Genomic DNA, 14,605 nt, shown 5'->3' with positions numbered 1-14,605 from the left:
CGTCAGCCGACGACCGTCCAGGTGTCGTTGCCCGTGAGGAGCTGGCCCAGGTCGCCCTTGCCGTACCGCTCGACGGCCGTCTCCAGCTGCTCCGCCATCAGCGCGTCGTACACCGGGCGGTCCACCGACCGGAAGACGCCGATCGGGGTCTGGTGGAGGGTGTCCGGGTCCGCGAGGCGCGACAGGGCGAACGCGGTCGTCGGGGTCGCCGCGTGGGCGTCGTGGACGAGGATCCGGGCCTCGTTCTCCGGGGTGACCGTGACGACCTGGAGGTCGCCGGTGGCCGGGTCGCGGACGACGCCCTTCTCGTTCCCGGCGCCGAAGCGGATCGGCTGCCCGTGCTCCAGGCGGATCACCGCCTCCTCGGCCCGGTCCTTGTCCTTGAGGACCTCGAAGGCGCCGTCGTTGAAGATGTTGCAGTTCTGGTAGATCTCGACGAGCGCCGTGCCGTCGTGCCCGGAGGCCTGGCGGAGCACCTCGGTGAGGTGCTTGCGGTCGGAGTCGACCGTGCGGGCCACGAAGCTCGCCTCCGCGCCCAGCGCCAGCGACACCGGGTTGAAGGGGGCGTCGAGGGAGCCCATCGGGGTCGACTTGGTGATCTTGCCGACCTCGGAGGTGGGGCTGTACTGGCCCTTGGTGAGGCCGTAGATCCGGTTGTTGAAGAGGAGGATCTTGAGGTTCACGTTGCGGCGCAGGGCGTGGATCAGGTGGTTGCCGCCGATGGACAGCGCGTCGCCGTCGCCCGTGACCACCCACACCGACAGGTCGCGCCGCGAGGTGGCGAGACCGGTGGCGATGGCCGGGGCGCGGCCGTGGATGGAGTGCATCCCGTAGGTGTTCATGTAGTACGGGAAGCGGGAGGAGCAGCCGATGCCGGAGACGAAGACGATGTTCTCCTTCGCCAGTCCGAGCTCGGGCATGAAGCCCTGCACGGCGGCGAGGACCGCGTAGTCGCCGCAGCCCGGACACCACCGGACCTCCTGGTCGGACTTGAAGTCCTTCATGGACTGCGCGGCCTCGGCCTTCGGCACCAGGTGCAGCAGGGACTCAGGCATCGATGACCTCCTTGAGGGCGGCGGCGAGCTGCTCGGCCTTGAACGGCATGCCGTTGACCTGGGTGTGGCTGCGGGCGTCGACCAGGTACTTCGCCCGGACGAGGGTGGCGAGCTGGCCGAGGTTCATCTCGGGGACCACGACCTTCTCGTACCGCTTCAGCACCTCGCCGAGGTTCTTCGGGAAGGGGTTGAGGTGGCGCAGGTGGGCCTGGGCGATCGGGCCGCCCTCCCGCCGGATGCGGCGGACGGCCGCCGTGATCGGCCCGTAGGTGGAGCCCCAGCCGAGGACCAGGGTGCTCGCGCCGTCCGGGTCGTCGACCTCGACGTCCGGCACCTCGATGCCGTCGACCTTGGCCTGGCGGGTGCGGACCATGAACTCGTGGTTCGCGGGGTCGTACGAGATGTTGCCGGTGCCGTCCTGCTTCTCGATGCCGCCGATGCGGTGCTCCAGACCGGGGGTGCCGGGCACGGCCCAGGGGCGGGCGAGGGTCTCGGGGTCGCGCTTGTACGGCCAGAAGACCTCGGTGCCGTCGGCCAGCTCGTGGTTCGGCCCGGTCGCGAAGGGCGTCTTCAGGTCGGGGAGCTCGTCGACCTCGGGGACGCGCCAGGGCTCGGAGCCGTTGGCCAGGTAGCCGTCGGAGAGCAGGAAGACCGGCGTGCGGTACGTGAGCGCGATGCGGGCGGCGTCGAGGGCCGCGTCGAAGCAGTCGGCGGGCGTCCTCGGGGCCACGACCGGCACCGGCGCCTCGCCGTTGCGGCCGTACATGGCCTGGAGGAGGTCGGCCTGCTCGGTCTTGGTGGGCAGACCGGTGGACGGGCCGCCGCGCTGGATGTCGACGATCAGCAGGGGCAGCTCCAGGGAGACCGCGAGGCCGATGGTCTCGGACTTCAGCGCCACACCGGGGCCGGAGGTGGTGGTGACGGCGAGGGAGCCGCCGAAGGCGGCGCCCAGCGCGGCCCCGATGCCGGCGATCTCGTCCTCGGCCTGGAAGGTCCGCACGCCGAAGTTCTTGTGCTTGCTGAGTTCGTGCAGGATGTCCGAGGCCGGGGTGATCGGGTACGAGCCGAGGTAGAGCGGCAGGTCGGCCTGCCGGCCGGCGGCGATCAGACCGTACGACAGGGCCAGGTTCCCCGAGATGTTCCGGTACGTGCCGGTGGGGAAGGACCGGGTCGCGGGGGCCACCTCGTACGAGACGGCGAAGTCCTCGGTGGTCTCGCCGAAGTTCCAGCCGGCCCGGAAGGCGGCCACGTTGGCCTCGGCGATCTCCGGCTTCTTCGCGAACTTCTGGCGCAGGAAGGTCTCGGTGCCCTCGGTGGGGCGGTGGTACATCCAGGAGAGCAGCCCGAGGGCGAACATGTTCTTGCTCCGCTCGGCCTCCTTCCGGGGCAGGCCGAACTCCTTGAGCGCCTCCAGGGTCAGCGTCGTCAGCGGCACCGGGTGGACCCGGTAGCCGTCGAGCGAGCCGTCCTCCAGGGGCGAGGTCGCGTACCCGACCTTGGCCATCGCCCGCTTGGCGAACTCGTCGGTGTTGACGATGACCTCGCCGCCGCGCGGCACGTCCCCGATGTTCGCCTTGAGGGCGGCGGGGTTCATCGCGACCAGCACGTTCGGGGCGTCGCCCGGGGTCAGGATGTCGTGGTCGGCGAAGTGCAGCTGGAAGGACGACACGCCCGGCAGGGTCCCGGCGGGTGCCCGGATCTCGGCCGGGAAGTTCGGCAGCGTGGAGAGGTCGTTCCCGAAGGACGCCGTCTCCGAGGTGAAGCGGTCACCCGTGAGCTGCATGCCGTCACCGGAGTCACCCGCGAAGCGGATGATCACCCGGTCGAGCCGGCGCACTTCCTTCTCGGTGCCGTGGTGGGGCTTCGCCGGGGCGCTGCGCTGCTCCCCGACCAGGGCCTCACCGGCCTCGCTACTGACCTGGCTGGTCACTGAACTGGACCTCCCTCGCGGCAAGGGGACTCTCCGCCGGAGGCGGGGAGAAGGCTCGGGGCGCGGCCGGTGGGCACCGGTCGATCGTCGATCACTCGTCGATCCCCGGAGATCACCTTCCGTCCCGAGGCCCACCCTACGACGGTAAGGGGGCCCTTCCCGGGACTTCTCGCATCATGGACCTCTTTTTGAGACGCCCCTTTGTGTGGAATTGTCACGGTCCGTCGCCACTCGGAGGTTCCGGAAAGTCGGATTCCGCCTCATCCTTCGGGCCCGGGACTCCGAACCAGGCTATCTGACAGAGTGTCAGACGATCAGGACTTCAGGTACGTCAACACCGCGAGTACCCGGCGGTGATCACCGTCACTCGGGGAGAGGCCCAGCTTCAGGAAGATGTTGCTGATGTGCTTCTCCACCGCGCCGTCGCTCACCACCAGCGCCTTCGCGATCGCCGAGTTCGTCCGGCCCTCCGCCATCAGACCGAGGACCTCCCGCTCGCGCGGGGTCAGGTTCGCCAGCACGTCCTGCTGACGGCTCCGGCCCAGCAGCTGCTGCACGACCTCGGGATCGAGCGCCGTACCGCCGCCGGCCACCCGGACGACGGCGTCCACGAACTCCCGGACCTCCGCGACCCGGTCCTTCAGCAGATACCCCACGCCCCGGCTGGAACCGGCCAGGAGTTCGGTGGCGTACTGCTCCTCCACGTACTGCGACAGCACCAGCACCCCGAGCCCCGGGTACTCCTTGCGCAGCCGCACCGCCGCCCGCACGCCCTCGTCCGTGTGCGTCGGCGGCATCCGCACGTCCGCCACCACCACGTCCGGCAGCGCGCCCCCGTCCGCGAGCCCCGCCACCGTCCTCACCAACGCCTCGCCGTCACCGACCCCGGCGACGACCTCGTGCCCCAGGTCCGTCAGGAGCCGGGTCAGCCCCTCCCTGAGCAGGACGGAGTCCTCGGCGATGACCACCCGTACCCGCCCCGCCACGTCTTGCGTGCTCACGCCCTGCGCCCCCATGCTCCGGTCATCCGACAAGACCCTCAGCATGGCACCCGCGCCCCCCGCCCGCGCCCACCCGCCCCCACTCGCACGGGCCCGCGCCCGGCGGACGCCGCCCCTGCCCGCACGGGCCGCACCCGGCGGGGCGGCGCCCCCGCCCGCATGGGGCCCGTGCCCTGCGGAGCGGTGCCCCCGCCCACCCGCCGTGCGGGACCCGCGCCCTGCGGGGCGGTGCCCCCCCCTGCCCGTGTGGGGCCCGCGCCTGGCTGGGCGGCGCCCCCGCCCACCCGCCGTGTGGGCCCGCACCCGGCGGCGGAGCCGCTTCCGCCGCCCGCCGTGTGGGCAATCGTCCCGCTGGGCGGGACGGGTGGGCACACGGGACGGCGCCCTCCAGCGGCGCCTTCGCGTCCCGGGCCTGGACCCGCACCACGCGCGCGGCGCACAACGGGGTGCGGGTCCAGGCACGGGAGCCTCGGGCGCCGGCAAGGGCGCCGTCCCGTTGTGCCCACCCTCCCCCGAGCTCTCGGCTTCGCTCGAGCAGGGGGGACCCCCCTCGCCCCAGCGGAACGACTGCCCACAACGGGGGGCGGGGAGGGGCGCCGCCCCAGTGGGCGCCCACGACGGGGGGCGGGCACCGTGCGCCGGGCGCGGGCGCGGGCACCGCACCGGCGGGGCGGGCGTCGGGGCGGCGGGCATCCCGGGAGGTCCGCCCGCCGCAGGCCCGGCCCGCCGCAGGCCCGGCCCGCCGCAGGCCCGGCCCGGCGCGGGCTACGCCCGCCAGGGCAGTTCCGCCGTCACCGTCGTCGGCCCACCCCCCGGCGAGTCCACCGCCAGCACCCCGTCCACCGCCCCCACCCGCCCCGAGAGGTCCGCGAGGCCACCCCCGGCCCCCACCTCGGCGCCGCCCGCCCCGTCGTCCCGCACCTGGAGCATCAGCCGGTCCTCCGTGCGCCACACGTCCACCCAGGCGCGCCGCGCGCCCGAGTGGCGGGAGACGTTCCGGAGGAGTTCCGAGGCCGTGAAGTACGCGATGCCCTCGATCGCCGGCGCCGGCCGGCCCGGCAGGTCCACGTCCACGGAGACGGGCACCGCGCACCGGGAGGCCACCGCCGAGAGCGCCGCGTCGAGCCCCCGGTCGGTGAGGACCGCCGGGTGGATGCCCCGGGCGAGGTCGCGCAGTTCCTGGAGGGCGAGCTTGACCTCGCCGTGTGCCTCGTCGACGAGTACCGCCGCCGCCCGCGGGTCCCGCGCCAGCTTCTCCTTGGCGAGCCCCAGGTCCATGGCGAGCGCGGCGAGCCGGGCCTGCGCGCCGTCGTGCAGGTCGCGTTCGATGCGCCGCAGGTCGGCCGCGGCGGTGTCGACGACGGCGCCCCGGTCCGATTCCAGTTCGGTGACGCGGGAGGCCAGCCGGGACGGGCCGAGGAGCCCGGAGACGAGGAGCCGGTCGACGGAGACGAGTCCGCGCAGCACCCACGGCCCGGCGAGGACGAACACGAGCCCGATCAGGCTGGTCACGGCCAGTTCGAAGGGCGTGTCGAGGTAGAAGGCGTGGTTCCGGTCGCCGTACAGCTGGATCCCGTCCTGCCCCGCCCACAGGGGGAGGGCCCACTGCCACAGCGGATACGTGAAGAGGCTCCAGCCCCAGCCCCACAGTGCCACCGTGACGGAGAAGGAGAACACCGCCCACGGCATGTGCAGGACCGCGTACAGCAGGTGCCGCCACGACGCGCCGCTCTTCAGCATGGCGCCCATCCAGGAGAACGCCCCGCCGGTCCGCCCGCGGACCGGCTCGGGGGCGGCCACGTCGAGGTCGAGCAGTCCGCGCGCCCGGGCCCGCTCGACCGCGCCGAAGCCCCGGCACATCGCGAGCGTCCCGGCCAGGACCGGCACGCCGAGGAAGGTGACGAGCAGTCCGGCGCCGGCCGAGGCGAAGGCGATGGAGAGCGCGAACCAGCAGATGCTCAGCGGCAGTCCGATCAGCACGTACAGGAAGGCGCGCCAGGTGCGGGCCTCGAACGGCGCGCGGATCGCGGCGGGGAGACGGTGGGAGGCCATCGCGGTGTTCCTTCTCTGCTCGGAGACCCTGTCGGGGGACCTGGCCGGAGGGGCGGGCGGTACGTGTTCCAGCGTCCCGTCCGGTGCCCTGCCGGACCATGAGGCGGGTGGGCGTCTGCGGGCGGGGGTTTTCCCCACCTCCGCGTCGCCTCCGGGTCAGGCCCGCGGCCGGGAGCGCCACGGCAGCTCCGCCGTGACCGTCGTCGGACCGCCTTCGGGGGAGTCGAGGACGAGCACCCCGTCGACCGCGCCGAGCCGCTCCGCGAGCCCGGCGAGCCCCGTGCCGCCGTCGAGGCGCGCCCCGCCGGCCCCGTCGTCGCGCACCTGGAGCAGCAGCCGGTTCCCGGCCCGCCAGACGTCCACGGAGGCGGACCGGGCACGCGCGTGCTTGGACACGTTCTGGAGGAGTTCGGACACGGTGAAGTACGCGATGCCCTCGATCGCCTCGGCCGGCCGTTCTGCCAGGTCCGCGTTCACCCTCACCGGCACCGTGCAGCGCGCGGAGACGGAGGAGAGGGCGGCGCCCAGTCCCCGGTCGGTGAGGACCGCCGGGTGGATGCCCCGGGCGAGGTCGCGCAGTTCCTGGAGGGCGAGCTTCACCTCGCCGTGCGCCTCGTCGACCATCGCCGCGGCGGCCTCCGGGTCCTCCAGCAGCTTCTCCTTGGCGAGGCCGAGGCCCATGGCGAGCGCCACGAGCCGGGCCTGCGCGCCGTCGTGCAGGTCGCGTTCGATGCGCCGCAGGTCGGCCGCGGCGGTGTCGACGACGACGCCCCGGTCCGACTCCAGCTCGGCGACCCGCCGCTCCAGTTCGTCGGAGGGGGAGAGCAGCCCCCGGACCATGCCCCGGTCGCCGTGGGCCAGGCCGCGGGTCAGGAAGGGCAGGACGGGCCAGAGGACGAGGAGCGAGACGAGCGAGACGACGAACGTCAGGATTCCCCAGGGCAGCCGGATCAGCCCGTACAGCTGGGTCCGCCAGGCCACCGGGTCCTTCAGCGAGGCCCACAGCCAGCCGAAGAAGCCGTGGCGCCGCGGCGGTGGGGAGGGCTCGGCGACCTCCACCCCGAGCAGCGCGCGGGCCCGTGCGCGCTCCGACCGGCCGATGAGGCGGGCGCCGCCGAGGCCGAGGGCGAGCAGGGGCAGCCCGATCACGGTGACGGAGAGGCCCACGCCGACGGAGACGGTCACGACCGCGTAGACGAAACCGCCCAGGGCCGTGAAGAGGTTGGAGAGGAGGAAGGCGATCTCCTTCCAGGTCTCCTTCCCGTAGGCGAGCCGCAGGGGCGGGCGGGGCGTCTCGGCGGAATCAAGATCGGCGCTCATGGTCCCCAAGACTGCCGGTCGGGGGCGGCGCGACGCCATGGGGGAGGTGGGTGAGCGGGAGGGGGGATATCCCCACCGGCGCGGCCACCGCGGGGCACCGCCGCCACGGGGCGCCGCGGGGCGCGGGGCAGCGGCCGCGGGCCGCCGGCGCGGCTCCCGCCAGGTACCGGCGCGGTTCCCGCGAGGCGTCGGTGAAGCTACTGGCCGGGCTACTGACGGGGCAACCGCGGAGCCGTCGGCGAGGCACCCGCGAAGGCACCCGCACCTGCTTACGGTCCCTTTAGCAGGGCCTAGACTCGCGTCCGTACAGAAGTGACTCATGAGACACCGAGACCGAGGGGCGGACGTGCGGGAACCGACCGTTGTCGCGGCCGACGCGGCGGACTACTTCCAGACGTACTCCGTCGTCGGCGTGCTCGCCGTCGTCGGCGTGCTCTTCGTCGCCGTGGCCTTCTCTGCCAACCGGCTGCTCAGGCCCGTCGTGCCGACGCCCGAGAAGCTCCTCACCTACGAGTGCGGTGTCGATCCCGTGGGGGAGGGCTGGGCCCACACCCAGGTCCGCTACTACGTGTACGCCTTCCTCTACGTCATCTTCGCCGTCGACTCGATCTTCCTCTTCCCCTGGGCGACGGTCTTCGCCGCGCCCGGATACGGCGCCACGACCCTGGTCGAGATGTTCGTCTTCCTCGGCTTCCTGGCCGTGGGGCTGCTCTACGCGTACAAGAAGGGCGTCCTGGCATGGACGTAACACCCCTGCCGGCTCCGAAGCTGGGGCCGCTCGCCCGCCTGGCCCCCGAGCCGATGAAGGTGGTCCTGAACTGGGGCCGCCGCTACAGCCTGTGGGTCTTCAACTTCGGCCTCGCCTGCTGCGCGATCGAGTTCATCGCCGCGTCCATGGCCCGGCACGACTTCATCCGGCTCGGCGTGATCCCCTTCGCGCCGGGCCCGCGCCAGGCCGACCTGATGATCGTCTCGGGCACGGTGACGGACAAGATGGCGCCGGCGGTGAAGCGCCTGTACGAGCAGATGCCGGAGCCCAAGTACGTCATCTCCTTCGGCGCCTGCTCGAACTGCGGCGGCCCGTACTGGGACTCGTACTCCGTCACCAAGGGCGTCGACCAGATCATCCCGGTGGACGTCTACGTGCCGGGCTGCCCGCCGCGCCCCGAGGCGCTGCTCCAGGGCATCCTCAAACTCCAGGAGAAGATCGCCCGGGAGAGCCTGGCCGAGCGGTACGCCACCGCCGCCACGGTCTCCCAGCTGACGAGCCCCCTGGTCGAGCGGCCGGGAGGCACGGCATGACCGCCTACGACTCCCTCCCCGACTCCGTGACGGAGATCTTCGGCGAGGAGGCGGCGGCGGAGCGGGCGTACGACCTGCTGACCGTCGACGTCCCCCCGTCGGCCTGGCTCACGGCGCTCGAGACCGCCCGGGACGTCCTCGGCTGCACGTACTTCGACTGGCTGAGCGCCGTGGACGAGCCGGGCACGGGCTTCCGCGTCTGCGCGCACGTCGTGGCGCTCGGCGCCGGTCACCCGCGCCGCCTGCTGCTGCGTACGACGGTCCCGCACGAGGCCGCCGTCCTCCCGACGGCGATCGGGGTGTACGCGGGCGCGGGCTGGCACGAGCGCGAGACGCACGAGATGTTCGGCGTGGGCTTCGAGGGCCACCCGCACCTCGTCCCCCTCCTGCTCCCCGAGAACTTCGAGGGCCACCCGCTCCGCAAGGACTTCGTCCTGGCGGCCCGGGTCGCCAAGGCGTGGCCGGGTGCGAAGGAGCCGGGCGAGTCGCACGACGGCGGCGGGCCCAAGCGCCGCCAGATGCTTCCGCCGGGCGTTCCGGACCCCAACGAGTGGGGCCCCCTCAAGGGCCAGCTCCCGCCGGCCCCCGCCCGCCCCGCCCGCGCGACGGCCGGCGACCGGCCGGTCCGCCGGACCCGTACGGCCGCGGAGGGCTCGGCCGGCCAGGCGGCCGCGGAGCCCACGGCTCCGGTCCGCCGTTCCCGCTCGGCGTCCGAAGGCTCGGCGAGCCAGGCGGCCGGGGAGCCGACGGCTCCGGTACGCCGTTCCCGCTCGGCGTCCGAAGGCTCGGCGAGTCAGGTGGCCGCGGAGCCCGGTGCGCCGGACGCCCCGGCGGCCCGTCCGCCGCGCCGTTCCCGCTCCGCGTCCGACGGCTCGGCGAGCCAGACGACCCCGGAGCCGGGCACGACCCCGGAGCCGGGCACCTCCCCGGAGACCGCGGCCCGTCCGCCGCGCCGCTCCCGCTCGGCCGCGGACGGCTCGGCGAGCCAGCAGGCCCCGGACACGGCGGCGCCCCGCGCGGGGGCCGCCCCTGCGCGTACCCGCAGCTCGGACGCCCCGTGGCACCACGCCCGCCCGGCCTTCGACGACGAGACGCCACCCCCGGCCACGCCTTCCACAACGGAAACCCCGGCCCCACCGGCCACAACGGAAACCCCGGCCCCACCGGCCACAACGGAAACCCCGGCGACCCCGGCCCCACCGGCCACAACCGAAACCCCGGCCGCCCCGGCCACCCTGGCCTCCGGGCCCGAGGCCCCGGCCTCGGAGGGGACTCCGGCTCCCGAGCCCGAGCCCCCGGCGGACACCCCGGCCCCCGGGCCCGGGGCCCCTCCGACCACCCCGGCCCCCGGGCCGGGCGCCCCCGAATCCGAGGGACCCGCCCCGGCGGAGCCCCGGGCCCCCCGGCCCGAGGGCGCCCGTGCCGTCGGCGAGGACGGAGACCGCACCGACGAGCCGCCCGCCGGGCGGGACCGTACCGACAACCCCCACGACCCCGCCGGAGGCGATCCCGCGTGAACGACGTACTCGACGTCGCCCTCCGGCTGGTCGCCGTCTTCGTGTGCTTCCTCGTGCTGCCGCTGGTCGTCGGGCAGACCGAGCACAAGGTCATGGCCCACATGCAGGGCCGCCTCGGCCCCATGTACGCGGGCGGCTTCCACGGCTGGGCCCAGCTCGTCGCCGACGGCGTGAAGTTCGCGCAGAAGGAGGACGTGGTCCCGGAGAACGCGGACCGGCGGATCTTCCAGCTCGCGCCGGCCGTCGCCCTCCTCCCGTACCTCCTCGTCCTCCTCGCGATCCCGATCGGCCCGAGCGAGGGCGCGGTCGGCCAGGTCGTCGACGCGGGCGTCTTCTTCGTGCTCGCCGTCATGGGCGTCGGCGTCCTCGGCAGCCTGATGGCCGGCTGGGCCTCGGCGAACAAGTTCTCGCTGCTCGGCGGCCTCCGCACGGCCGCCCAGCTCCTCGCGTACGAGCTGCCGATGCTGCTCGCCGCCGCGTCCGTCGCGATGGCCGCCGGCACCGTCTCGCTCCCGGGCATCCTGAACGCCTTCGCGTGGTGGTGGGTGCCCTGGCAGATCGTCGGCGCGCTGGTGTTCTTCACCGCCGGGCTCGCCGAGCTCCAGCGCCCGCCGTTCGACATGCCCGTCGCCGACTCGGAGATCATCTTCGGCGCGTACACCGAGTACACCGGCCTCCGCTTCGCGCTCTTCCTGCTCGCCGAGTACGCGGGCATCGTCGTCCTCTGCGGTCTCACCACCGTCCTCTTCCTCGGCGGCTGGCACGGCCCCTTCGGCGGCGACGGCCTCGGCTGGGTCTGGACCCTCCTCAAGACGGCCGTGCTCGCGTTCGTCGTGATCTGGCTCCGCGTGTCCTACCCGCGGCTCCGCGAGGACCAGCTGCAGAAGCTGGCCTGGACGACGCTCGTCCCGCTCGCCCTGGCGCAGATCGCGCTCACCGGCATCGTGAAGGTGGCGATCCAGTAACCATGCCCCCCATCCCCGGCTCCGGCCTCGCCAAGGGACTCGCCGTCACGCTCCGCACGATGACGCGCAAGAACGTCACCGCGCAGTACCCGGACGTGCAGCCCGAGCTGCCGCCCCGCACCCGCGGGGTCATCGGTCTGTTCGAGGAGAACTGCACGGTCTGCATGCTCTGCGCCCGTGAGTGCCCCGACTGGTGCATCTACATCGACTCCCACAAGGAGACGGTGCCGCCCGCCGCCCCCGGCGGCCGCGAGCGCAGCCGGAACGTCCTCGACCGCTTCGCCATCGACTTCTCGCTCTGCATGTACTGCGGCATCTGCATCGAGGTCTGCCCCTTCGACGCGCTGTTCTGGTCGCCCGAGTTCGAGTACGCGGAGACCGACATCCACGAGCTCACCCACGAGCGCGACAAGCTCCGCGAGTGGATGTGGACGGTCCCCGAGCCGCCCGCGCTCGACCCGCGCGCGGAGGAGCCCAAGGAGATCGCCGCGGCCCGCAAGGCGGCGGAGAAGGCCGCCGCCCAGGCGGCCGCCGAGGCCCGGGCCGCCCAGGCCGAGGCCCAGGAGGACCAGCAGTGACCCTCGCAGCGACAACAGCGGCAGCCCACGGCTTCCTCTCGCCCACCGGCGTCGAGGTCGCCTTCGTCCTCGTCGGCCTCGCCACCCTCGGCGCCGCCCTCGTCACCGTCACCACCCGCCAGCTGGTGCACGCCGCCCTCTGGCTGGTCGTGGCGCTCGGCGGGCTGGCCGTCGAGTACCTCCTCCTGACCGCCGAGTTCATCGCCTGGGTCCAGGTCCTGATCTACGTCGGTTCCGTCGTCGTCCTCCTCCTCTTCGGTCTCATGCTCACCAAGGCCCCCATCGGCCGCTCCCCGGACGCCGACTCCGGCAACCGGCCGGTCGCCCTCGCCGTCGCCCTGGCCGCCGCGGCCGCCCTCGTCTGGGTCGTCGTCGACGCGTTCCGCACGACCTGGATCGACCTGGACGGGCCCGCCCAGGGCTCCACGGACGTGATCGGCCAGATCCTCTTCCGGCACTGGGTGCTGCCCTTCGAGGCGCTGTCCGTGCTGCTGCTCGCCGCCCTCGTCGGCGCGATCGTCCTCTCCCGCAAGAAGAAGGAGGACGAGCGCTGATGCACCTCGCCTACCCGGCCGTCCTCGCCGCCCTCCTCTTCGCCGTCGGCCTCTACGGCGTCCTCGCCCGCCGCAACGCGATCCTGGTCCTGATGTCCGTCGAGCTGATGCTCAACGCCGTCAACCTCAACCTGGTCGCCTTCGACGTCTGGCTCCGTGACGCCCTCCACGCCGGCCAGGCCCTCACCCTCTTCACCGTCGCCGTCGCCGCAGCCGAGATCGGCATCGGACTCGCCATCGTCCTGATGGTCCACCGCAACCGCGGCACCTCGGACGTCGACCGTCTGCGCGACACCAGGGAACAGCCGTCCGCCGAGGAGAAGGCCGAGGCCGCCGCGTGACCACGACCACCCTCGCCGTCCTCGTCCCCCTCCTCCCCTTCCTCGGCTCCGTCGCCGGACTCCTGCTGGGCCGCACCGCGCCCGGCCTCGTCCGCCCGCTGGCCGTGCTGCCGACGCTCACCGCCGCCGTCCTGGCCGCCCTCGTCGCCGCCCGCCAGGGCGGGGGCAGGGCGATCGACGCCGCCACCCAGCTCACCCCGACCGGCTCGGTCCCCATCGACCTGGCCCTCCACATCGACGGCTTCGCCGCCCTCGTCGCCGTCCTCGTCGGCGTGGTCGCCACCTGTGTGCAGGTCTACTCGACCGGCTACCTCCGCGACGACCCGCGCTACCCCTCGTACGCCGCGCTCGTCTCCCTCTTCACCTCCGCGATGCTGCTCGTCGTCTACTCCGGCGACCTGATGGTGCTCCTGGTCGGCTGGGAGGTCATGGGCATCTGCTCGTACTTCCTCGTCGGCCACTACTGGGAGACCCCCGAGGCCCGGTCCGCCTCCCTGAAGGCCTTCCTCGTCACCAAGCTCGGCGACGTCCCCTTCCTGATCGGTCTCTTCGCGCTCGCCGCCGACGCGGGCACGTTCCGGATCACGGGCGTCCTCGGCGCCGTCGCGAGCGGCGGCCTCGACCACCCCACCGTGATCGCGCTGCTGCTGCTCGCCGGCGTCGCGGGCAAGTCCGCGCAGTTCCCGCTCCACACCTGGCTCCCGGACGCCATGGCCGGCCCCACCCCCGTCTCCGCGCTCATCCACGCGGCGACGATGGTCGCCGCCGGCATCTACTTCACGGCCCGGCTCCTCCCGGTCTTCGCCGCCTCCGCCGCCGCGATGACCGTGCTCGCCGTGATGGCCGCGATCACCATGGTCGGCTCGGCGCTCGCCGCGCTCGCCCAGGACGACATCAAGCGGGTCCTCGCCTACTCGACGATGGGACAGCTCGGCTACATGGCCGGGGCCCTCGCCGTCGGCGACCGCGGGGCCGCCGTCTTCCACCTCCTCTCGCACGCCGCGTTCAAGGCGCTGCTGTTCCTCGCCGCCGGCGCGGTCATCCACGCCGCCGGCACCAACTCGCTCACCGCGATGTCCCGCATGAGCGGCCTCGCCCGGCGCGTCCCCGACGCGTACTGGACGATGACCGTCGCCCTCCTCGCGCTCGCCGCGATCCCGCCCTTCGCCGGCTTCTTCTCCAAGGAGGCCGTGCTCGTGGCCGCCGAGCACACCGCCCTCGGCGAGCGGGACGTCGCCCCCGCCGGGGCCGGCTGGACCGTCCTCGTCGCGGGTCTGCTGACCGCCCTGCTCACCGCCGCCTACGCGCTCCGCCTCTGGCTGCGGACCTTCCGCGGCCGCGGCCCCGAGGCCCCCGACCACGGGCGCCAGCCGATCGCCATGACGAGCGTCCTGTGGGTGCTCGCGATCCCCTCCCTGGGCTTCGGTACGACCGTCACGTACCTCGACGACTGGTTCGACGGGCACGCCCTCACCCCGACCCTGACCACGGCCGTCCTCGGCACCGGCCTCGCCGTCGCCGGAGCCGTGATCACCTACGCGGTCTGGCGGACCCTCGCGACCCGCACCCCGGTCACGGCCTCCGTGCCCGCCCCCGTCCCGCGCGTCGCCCACCCGGACGCCGAGGCGGGTCAGGTCGAAGCCGAGGCGCTGCACCTGCCGCGGCCCGCCGAGGACCCGGCCGACCCCGGCCGCGCCCTCCTGGGACCGCTGCACGGACCGGCCGCCGCCGGCTTCCACCTGGACGCCGTCTACCGGACCGCCTTCGTCCGCCCCGTACTCGCCGCCGCCTCCCTGGTCCGCTTCCTGGACCGCGAGGTCGTCGACACCTACGTACGGGCCGCGGGGAACGGCGCGAAGGGCCTCGGATGGCTCGTCCGCCGCGCCCAGACCGGCAACGTCCAGACCTACCTGAGCGCCCTGCTCGCCGGCTCCGTCGTCCTGGCGATCGTCGCCGTCGCCCTCGCCAACGCCGTCGCCGGAGCGTGAGC

The 14,605-nt window shown here is 73.7% G+C and carries 13 protein-coding genes; 8 read left to right on the top strand and 5 right to left on the bottom strand.

Annotation, left to right across the window (positions count from 1 at the left end):
- Positions 1–2: 2 nt before the first annotated feature.
- From IE180_RS15900 to IE180_RS15880, 5 genes are all read right to left on the bottom strand, one after another.
- The gene (locus tag IE180_RS15900; RefSeq protein ID WP_190157509.1) at positions 3–1,055 is read right to left on the bottom strand and encodes a 2-oxoacid:ferredoxin oxidoreductase subunit beta; all 1,053 of its coding nucleotides are present in this window, start codon (positions 1,053–1,055) and stop codon (positions 3–5) included.
- Positions 1,048–2,985, bottom strand: coding sequence for a 2-oxoacid:acceptor oxidoreductase subunit alpha (locus IE180_RS15895; RefSeq protein WP_190157508.1), 1,938 nt, complete (start codon positions 2,983–2,985; stop codon positions 1,048–1,050). Before IE180_RS15895 ends, IE180_RS15900 begins: the two co-directional genes overlap by 8 nt.
- A 314-nt stretch (positions 2,986–3,299) precedes the next feature.
- Positions 3,300–3,971 (bottom strand): LuxR C-terminal-related transcriptional regulator, encoded by a 672-nt coding sequence (locus tag IE180_RS15890; RefSeq protein ID WP_308434407.1) that lies wholly within the window; start codon positions 3,969–3,971, stop codon positions 3,300–3,302.
- Positions 3,972–4,751: 780 nt separating this feature from the next.
- Complete coding sequence (locus IE180_RS15885; protein WP_190157507.1) at positions 4,752–6,038, bottom strand: sensor histidine kinase; 1,287 nt, start codon at positions 6,036–6,038, stop codon at positions 4,752–4,754.
- 156 nt (positions 6,039–6,194) lie between these two features.
- Positions 6,195–7,358 (bottom strand): sensor histidine kinase, encoded by a 1,164-nt coding sequence (locus IE180_RS15880; protein ID WP_190157506.1) that lies wholly within the window; start codon positions 7,356–7,358, stop codon positions 6,195–6,197.
- A 319-nt stretch (positions 7,359–7,677) separates the two neighbouring features.
- On the opposite strand from IE180_RS15880, the gene IE180_RS15875 reads away from it, so the two are divergent.
- From IE180_RS15875 to IE180_RS15840, 8 genes are read left to right on the top strand one after another with little or no spacing between them, the layout of a single operon-like run.
- Positions 7,678–8,106 (top strand): NADH-quinone oxidoreductase subunit A, encoded by a 429-nt coding sequence (locus IE180_RS15875; RefSeq protein ID WP_123454568.1) that lies wholly within the window; start codon positions 7,678–7,680, stop codon positions 8,104–8,106.
- A complete protein-coding gene (locus tag IE180_RS15870) occupies positions 8,097–8,660 on the top strand; it encodes an NADH-quinone oxidoreductase subunit B (protein ID WP_190157505.1) in 564 nt (187 codons plus the stop codon). Before IE180_RS15875 ends, IE180_RS15870 begins: the two co-directional genes overlap by 10 nt.
- Positions 8,657–10,177, top strand: coding sequence for an NADH-quinone oxidoreductase subunit C (locus tag IE180_RS15865; protein ID WP_190157504.1), 1,521 nt, complete (start codon positions 8,657–8,659; stop codon positions 10,175–10,177). The genes IE180_RS15870 and IE180_RS15865 overlap by 4 nt, the downstream gene beginning before the upstream one ends.
- Positions 10,174–11,142 carry a complex I subunit 1/NuoH family protein gene (locus IE180_RS15860; protein WP_190157503.1) on the top strand — a complete coding sequence of 323 codons (969 nt, stop codon included), beginning with the start codon at positions 10,174–10,176 and terminating at the stop codon, positions 11,140–11,142. The genes IE180_RS15865 and IE180_RS15860 overlap by 4 nt, the downstream gene beginning before the upstream one ends.
- A 2-nt stretch (positions 11,143–11,144) precedes the next feature.
- Complete coding sequence (locus IE180_RS15855; RefSeq protein WP_190157502.1) at positions 11,145–11,720, top strand: NuoI/complex I 23 kDa subunit family protein; 576 nt, start codon at positions 11,145–11,147, stop codon at positions 11,718–11,720.
- Positions 11,717–12,274 carry an NADH-quinone oxidoreductase subunit J family protein gene (locus tag IE180_RS15850; protein ID WP_190157501.1) on the top strand — a complete coding sequence of 186 codons (558 nt, stop codon included), beginning with the start codon at positions 11,717–11,719 and terminating at the stop codon, positions 12,272–12,274. The genes IE180_RS15855 and IE180_RS15850 overlap by 4 nt, the downstream gene beginning before the upstream one ends.
- On the top strand, positions 12,274–12,615 hold the full coding sequence (nuoK, locus tag IE180_RS15845) for an NADH-quinone oxidoreductase subunit NuoK (RefSeq protein WP_190157500.1): 342 nt from the start codon (positions 12,274–12,276) through the stop codon (positions 12,613–12,615). The genes IE180_RS15850 and nuoK overlap by 1 nt, the downstream gene beginning before the upstream one ends.
- Positions 12,612–14,603 (top strand): NADH-quinone oxidoreductase subunit 5 family protein, encoded by a 1,992-nt coding sequence (locus IE180_RS15840; protein ID WP_190157499.1) that lies wholly within the window; start codon positions 12,612–12,614, stop codon positions 14,601–14,603. Before nuoK ends, IE180_RS15840 begins: the two co-directional genes overlap by 4 nt.
- Positions 14,604–14,605: the final 2 nt, after the last annotated feature.

This window comes from Streptomyces litmocidini (genome assembly GCF_014649755.1).
GTDB lineage: Bacteria > Actinomycetota > Actinomycetes > Streptomycetales > Streptomycetaceae > Streptomyces > Streptomyces litmocidini.
The sequence above is the reverse complement of the archived record's forward strand: the minus strand, read 5'-3'. Positions and strand labels throughout refer to the sequence as shown.

Excerpts from the sequence above, each read along its gene's own strand:
- nuoK (WP_190157500.1), top strand. The coding sequence starts at position 12,274 with ATGCACCTCGCCTACCCGGCCGTCCTCGCCGCCCTCCTCTTCGCCGTC.
- IE180_RS15855 (WP_190157502.1), top strand. The coding sequence starts at position 11,145 with ATGCCCCCCATCCCCGGCTCCGGCCTCGCCAAGGGACTCGCCGTCACG.
- IE180_RS15865 (WP_190157504.1), top strand. The coding sequence starts at position 8,657 with ATGACCGCCTACGACTCCCTCCCCGACTCCGTGACGGAGATCTTCGGC.
- IE180_RS15875 (WP_123454568.1), top strand. The coding sequence starts at position 7,678 with ATGAGACACCGAGACCGAGGGGCGGACGTGCGGGAACCGACCGTTGTC.
- IE180_RS15900 (WP_190157509.1), bottom strand. The coding sequence starts at position 1,055 with ATGCCTGAGTCCCTGCTGCACCTGGTGCCGAAGGCCGAGGCCGCGCAG.
- IE180_RS15885 (WP_190157507.1), bottom strand. The coding sequence starts at position 6,038 with ATGGCCTCCCACCGTCTCCCCGCCGCGATCCGCGCGCCGTTCGAGGCC.
- IE180_RS15870 (WP_190157505.1), top strand. The coding sequence starts at position 8,097 with ATGGACGTAACACCCCTGCCGGCTCCGAAGCTGGGGCCGCTCGCCCGC.
- IE180_RS15880 (WP_190157506.1), bottom strand. The coding sequence starts at position 7,358 with ATGAGCGCCGATCTTGATTCCGCCGAGACGCCCCGCCCGCCCCTGCGG.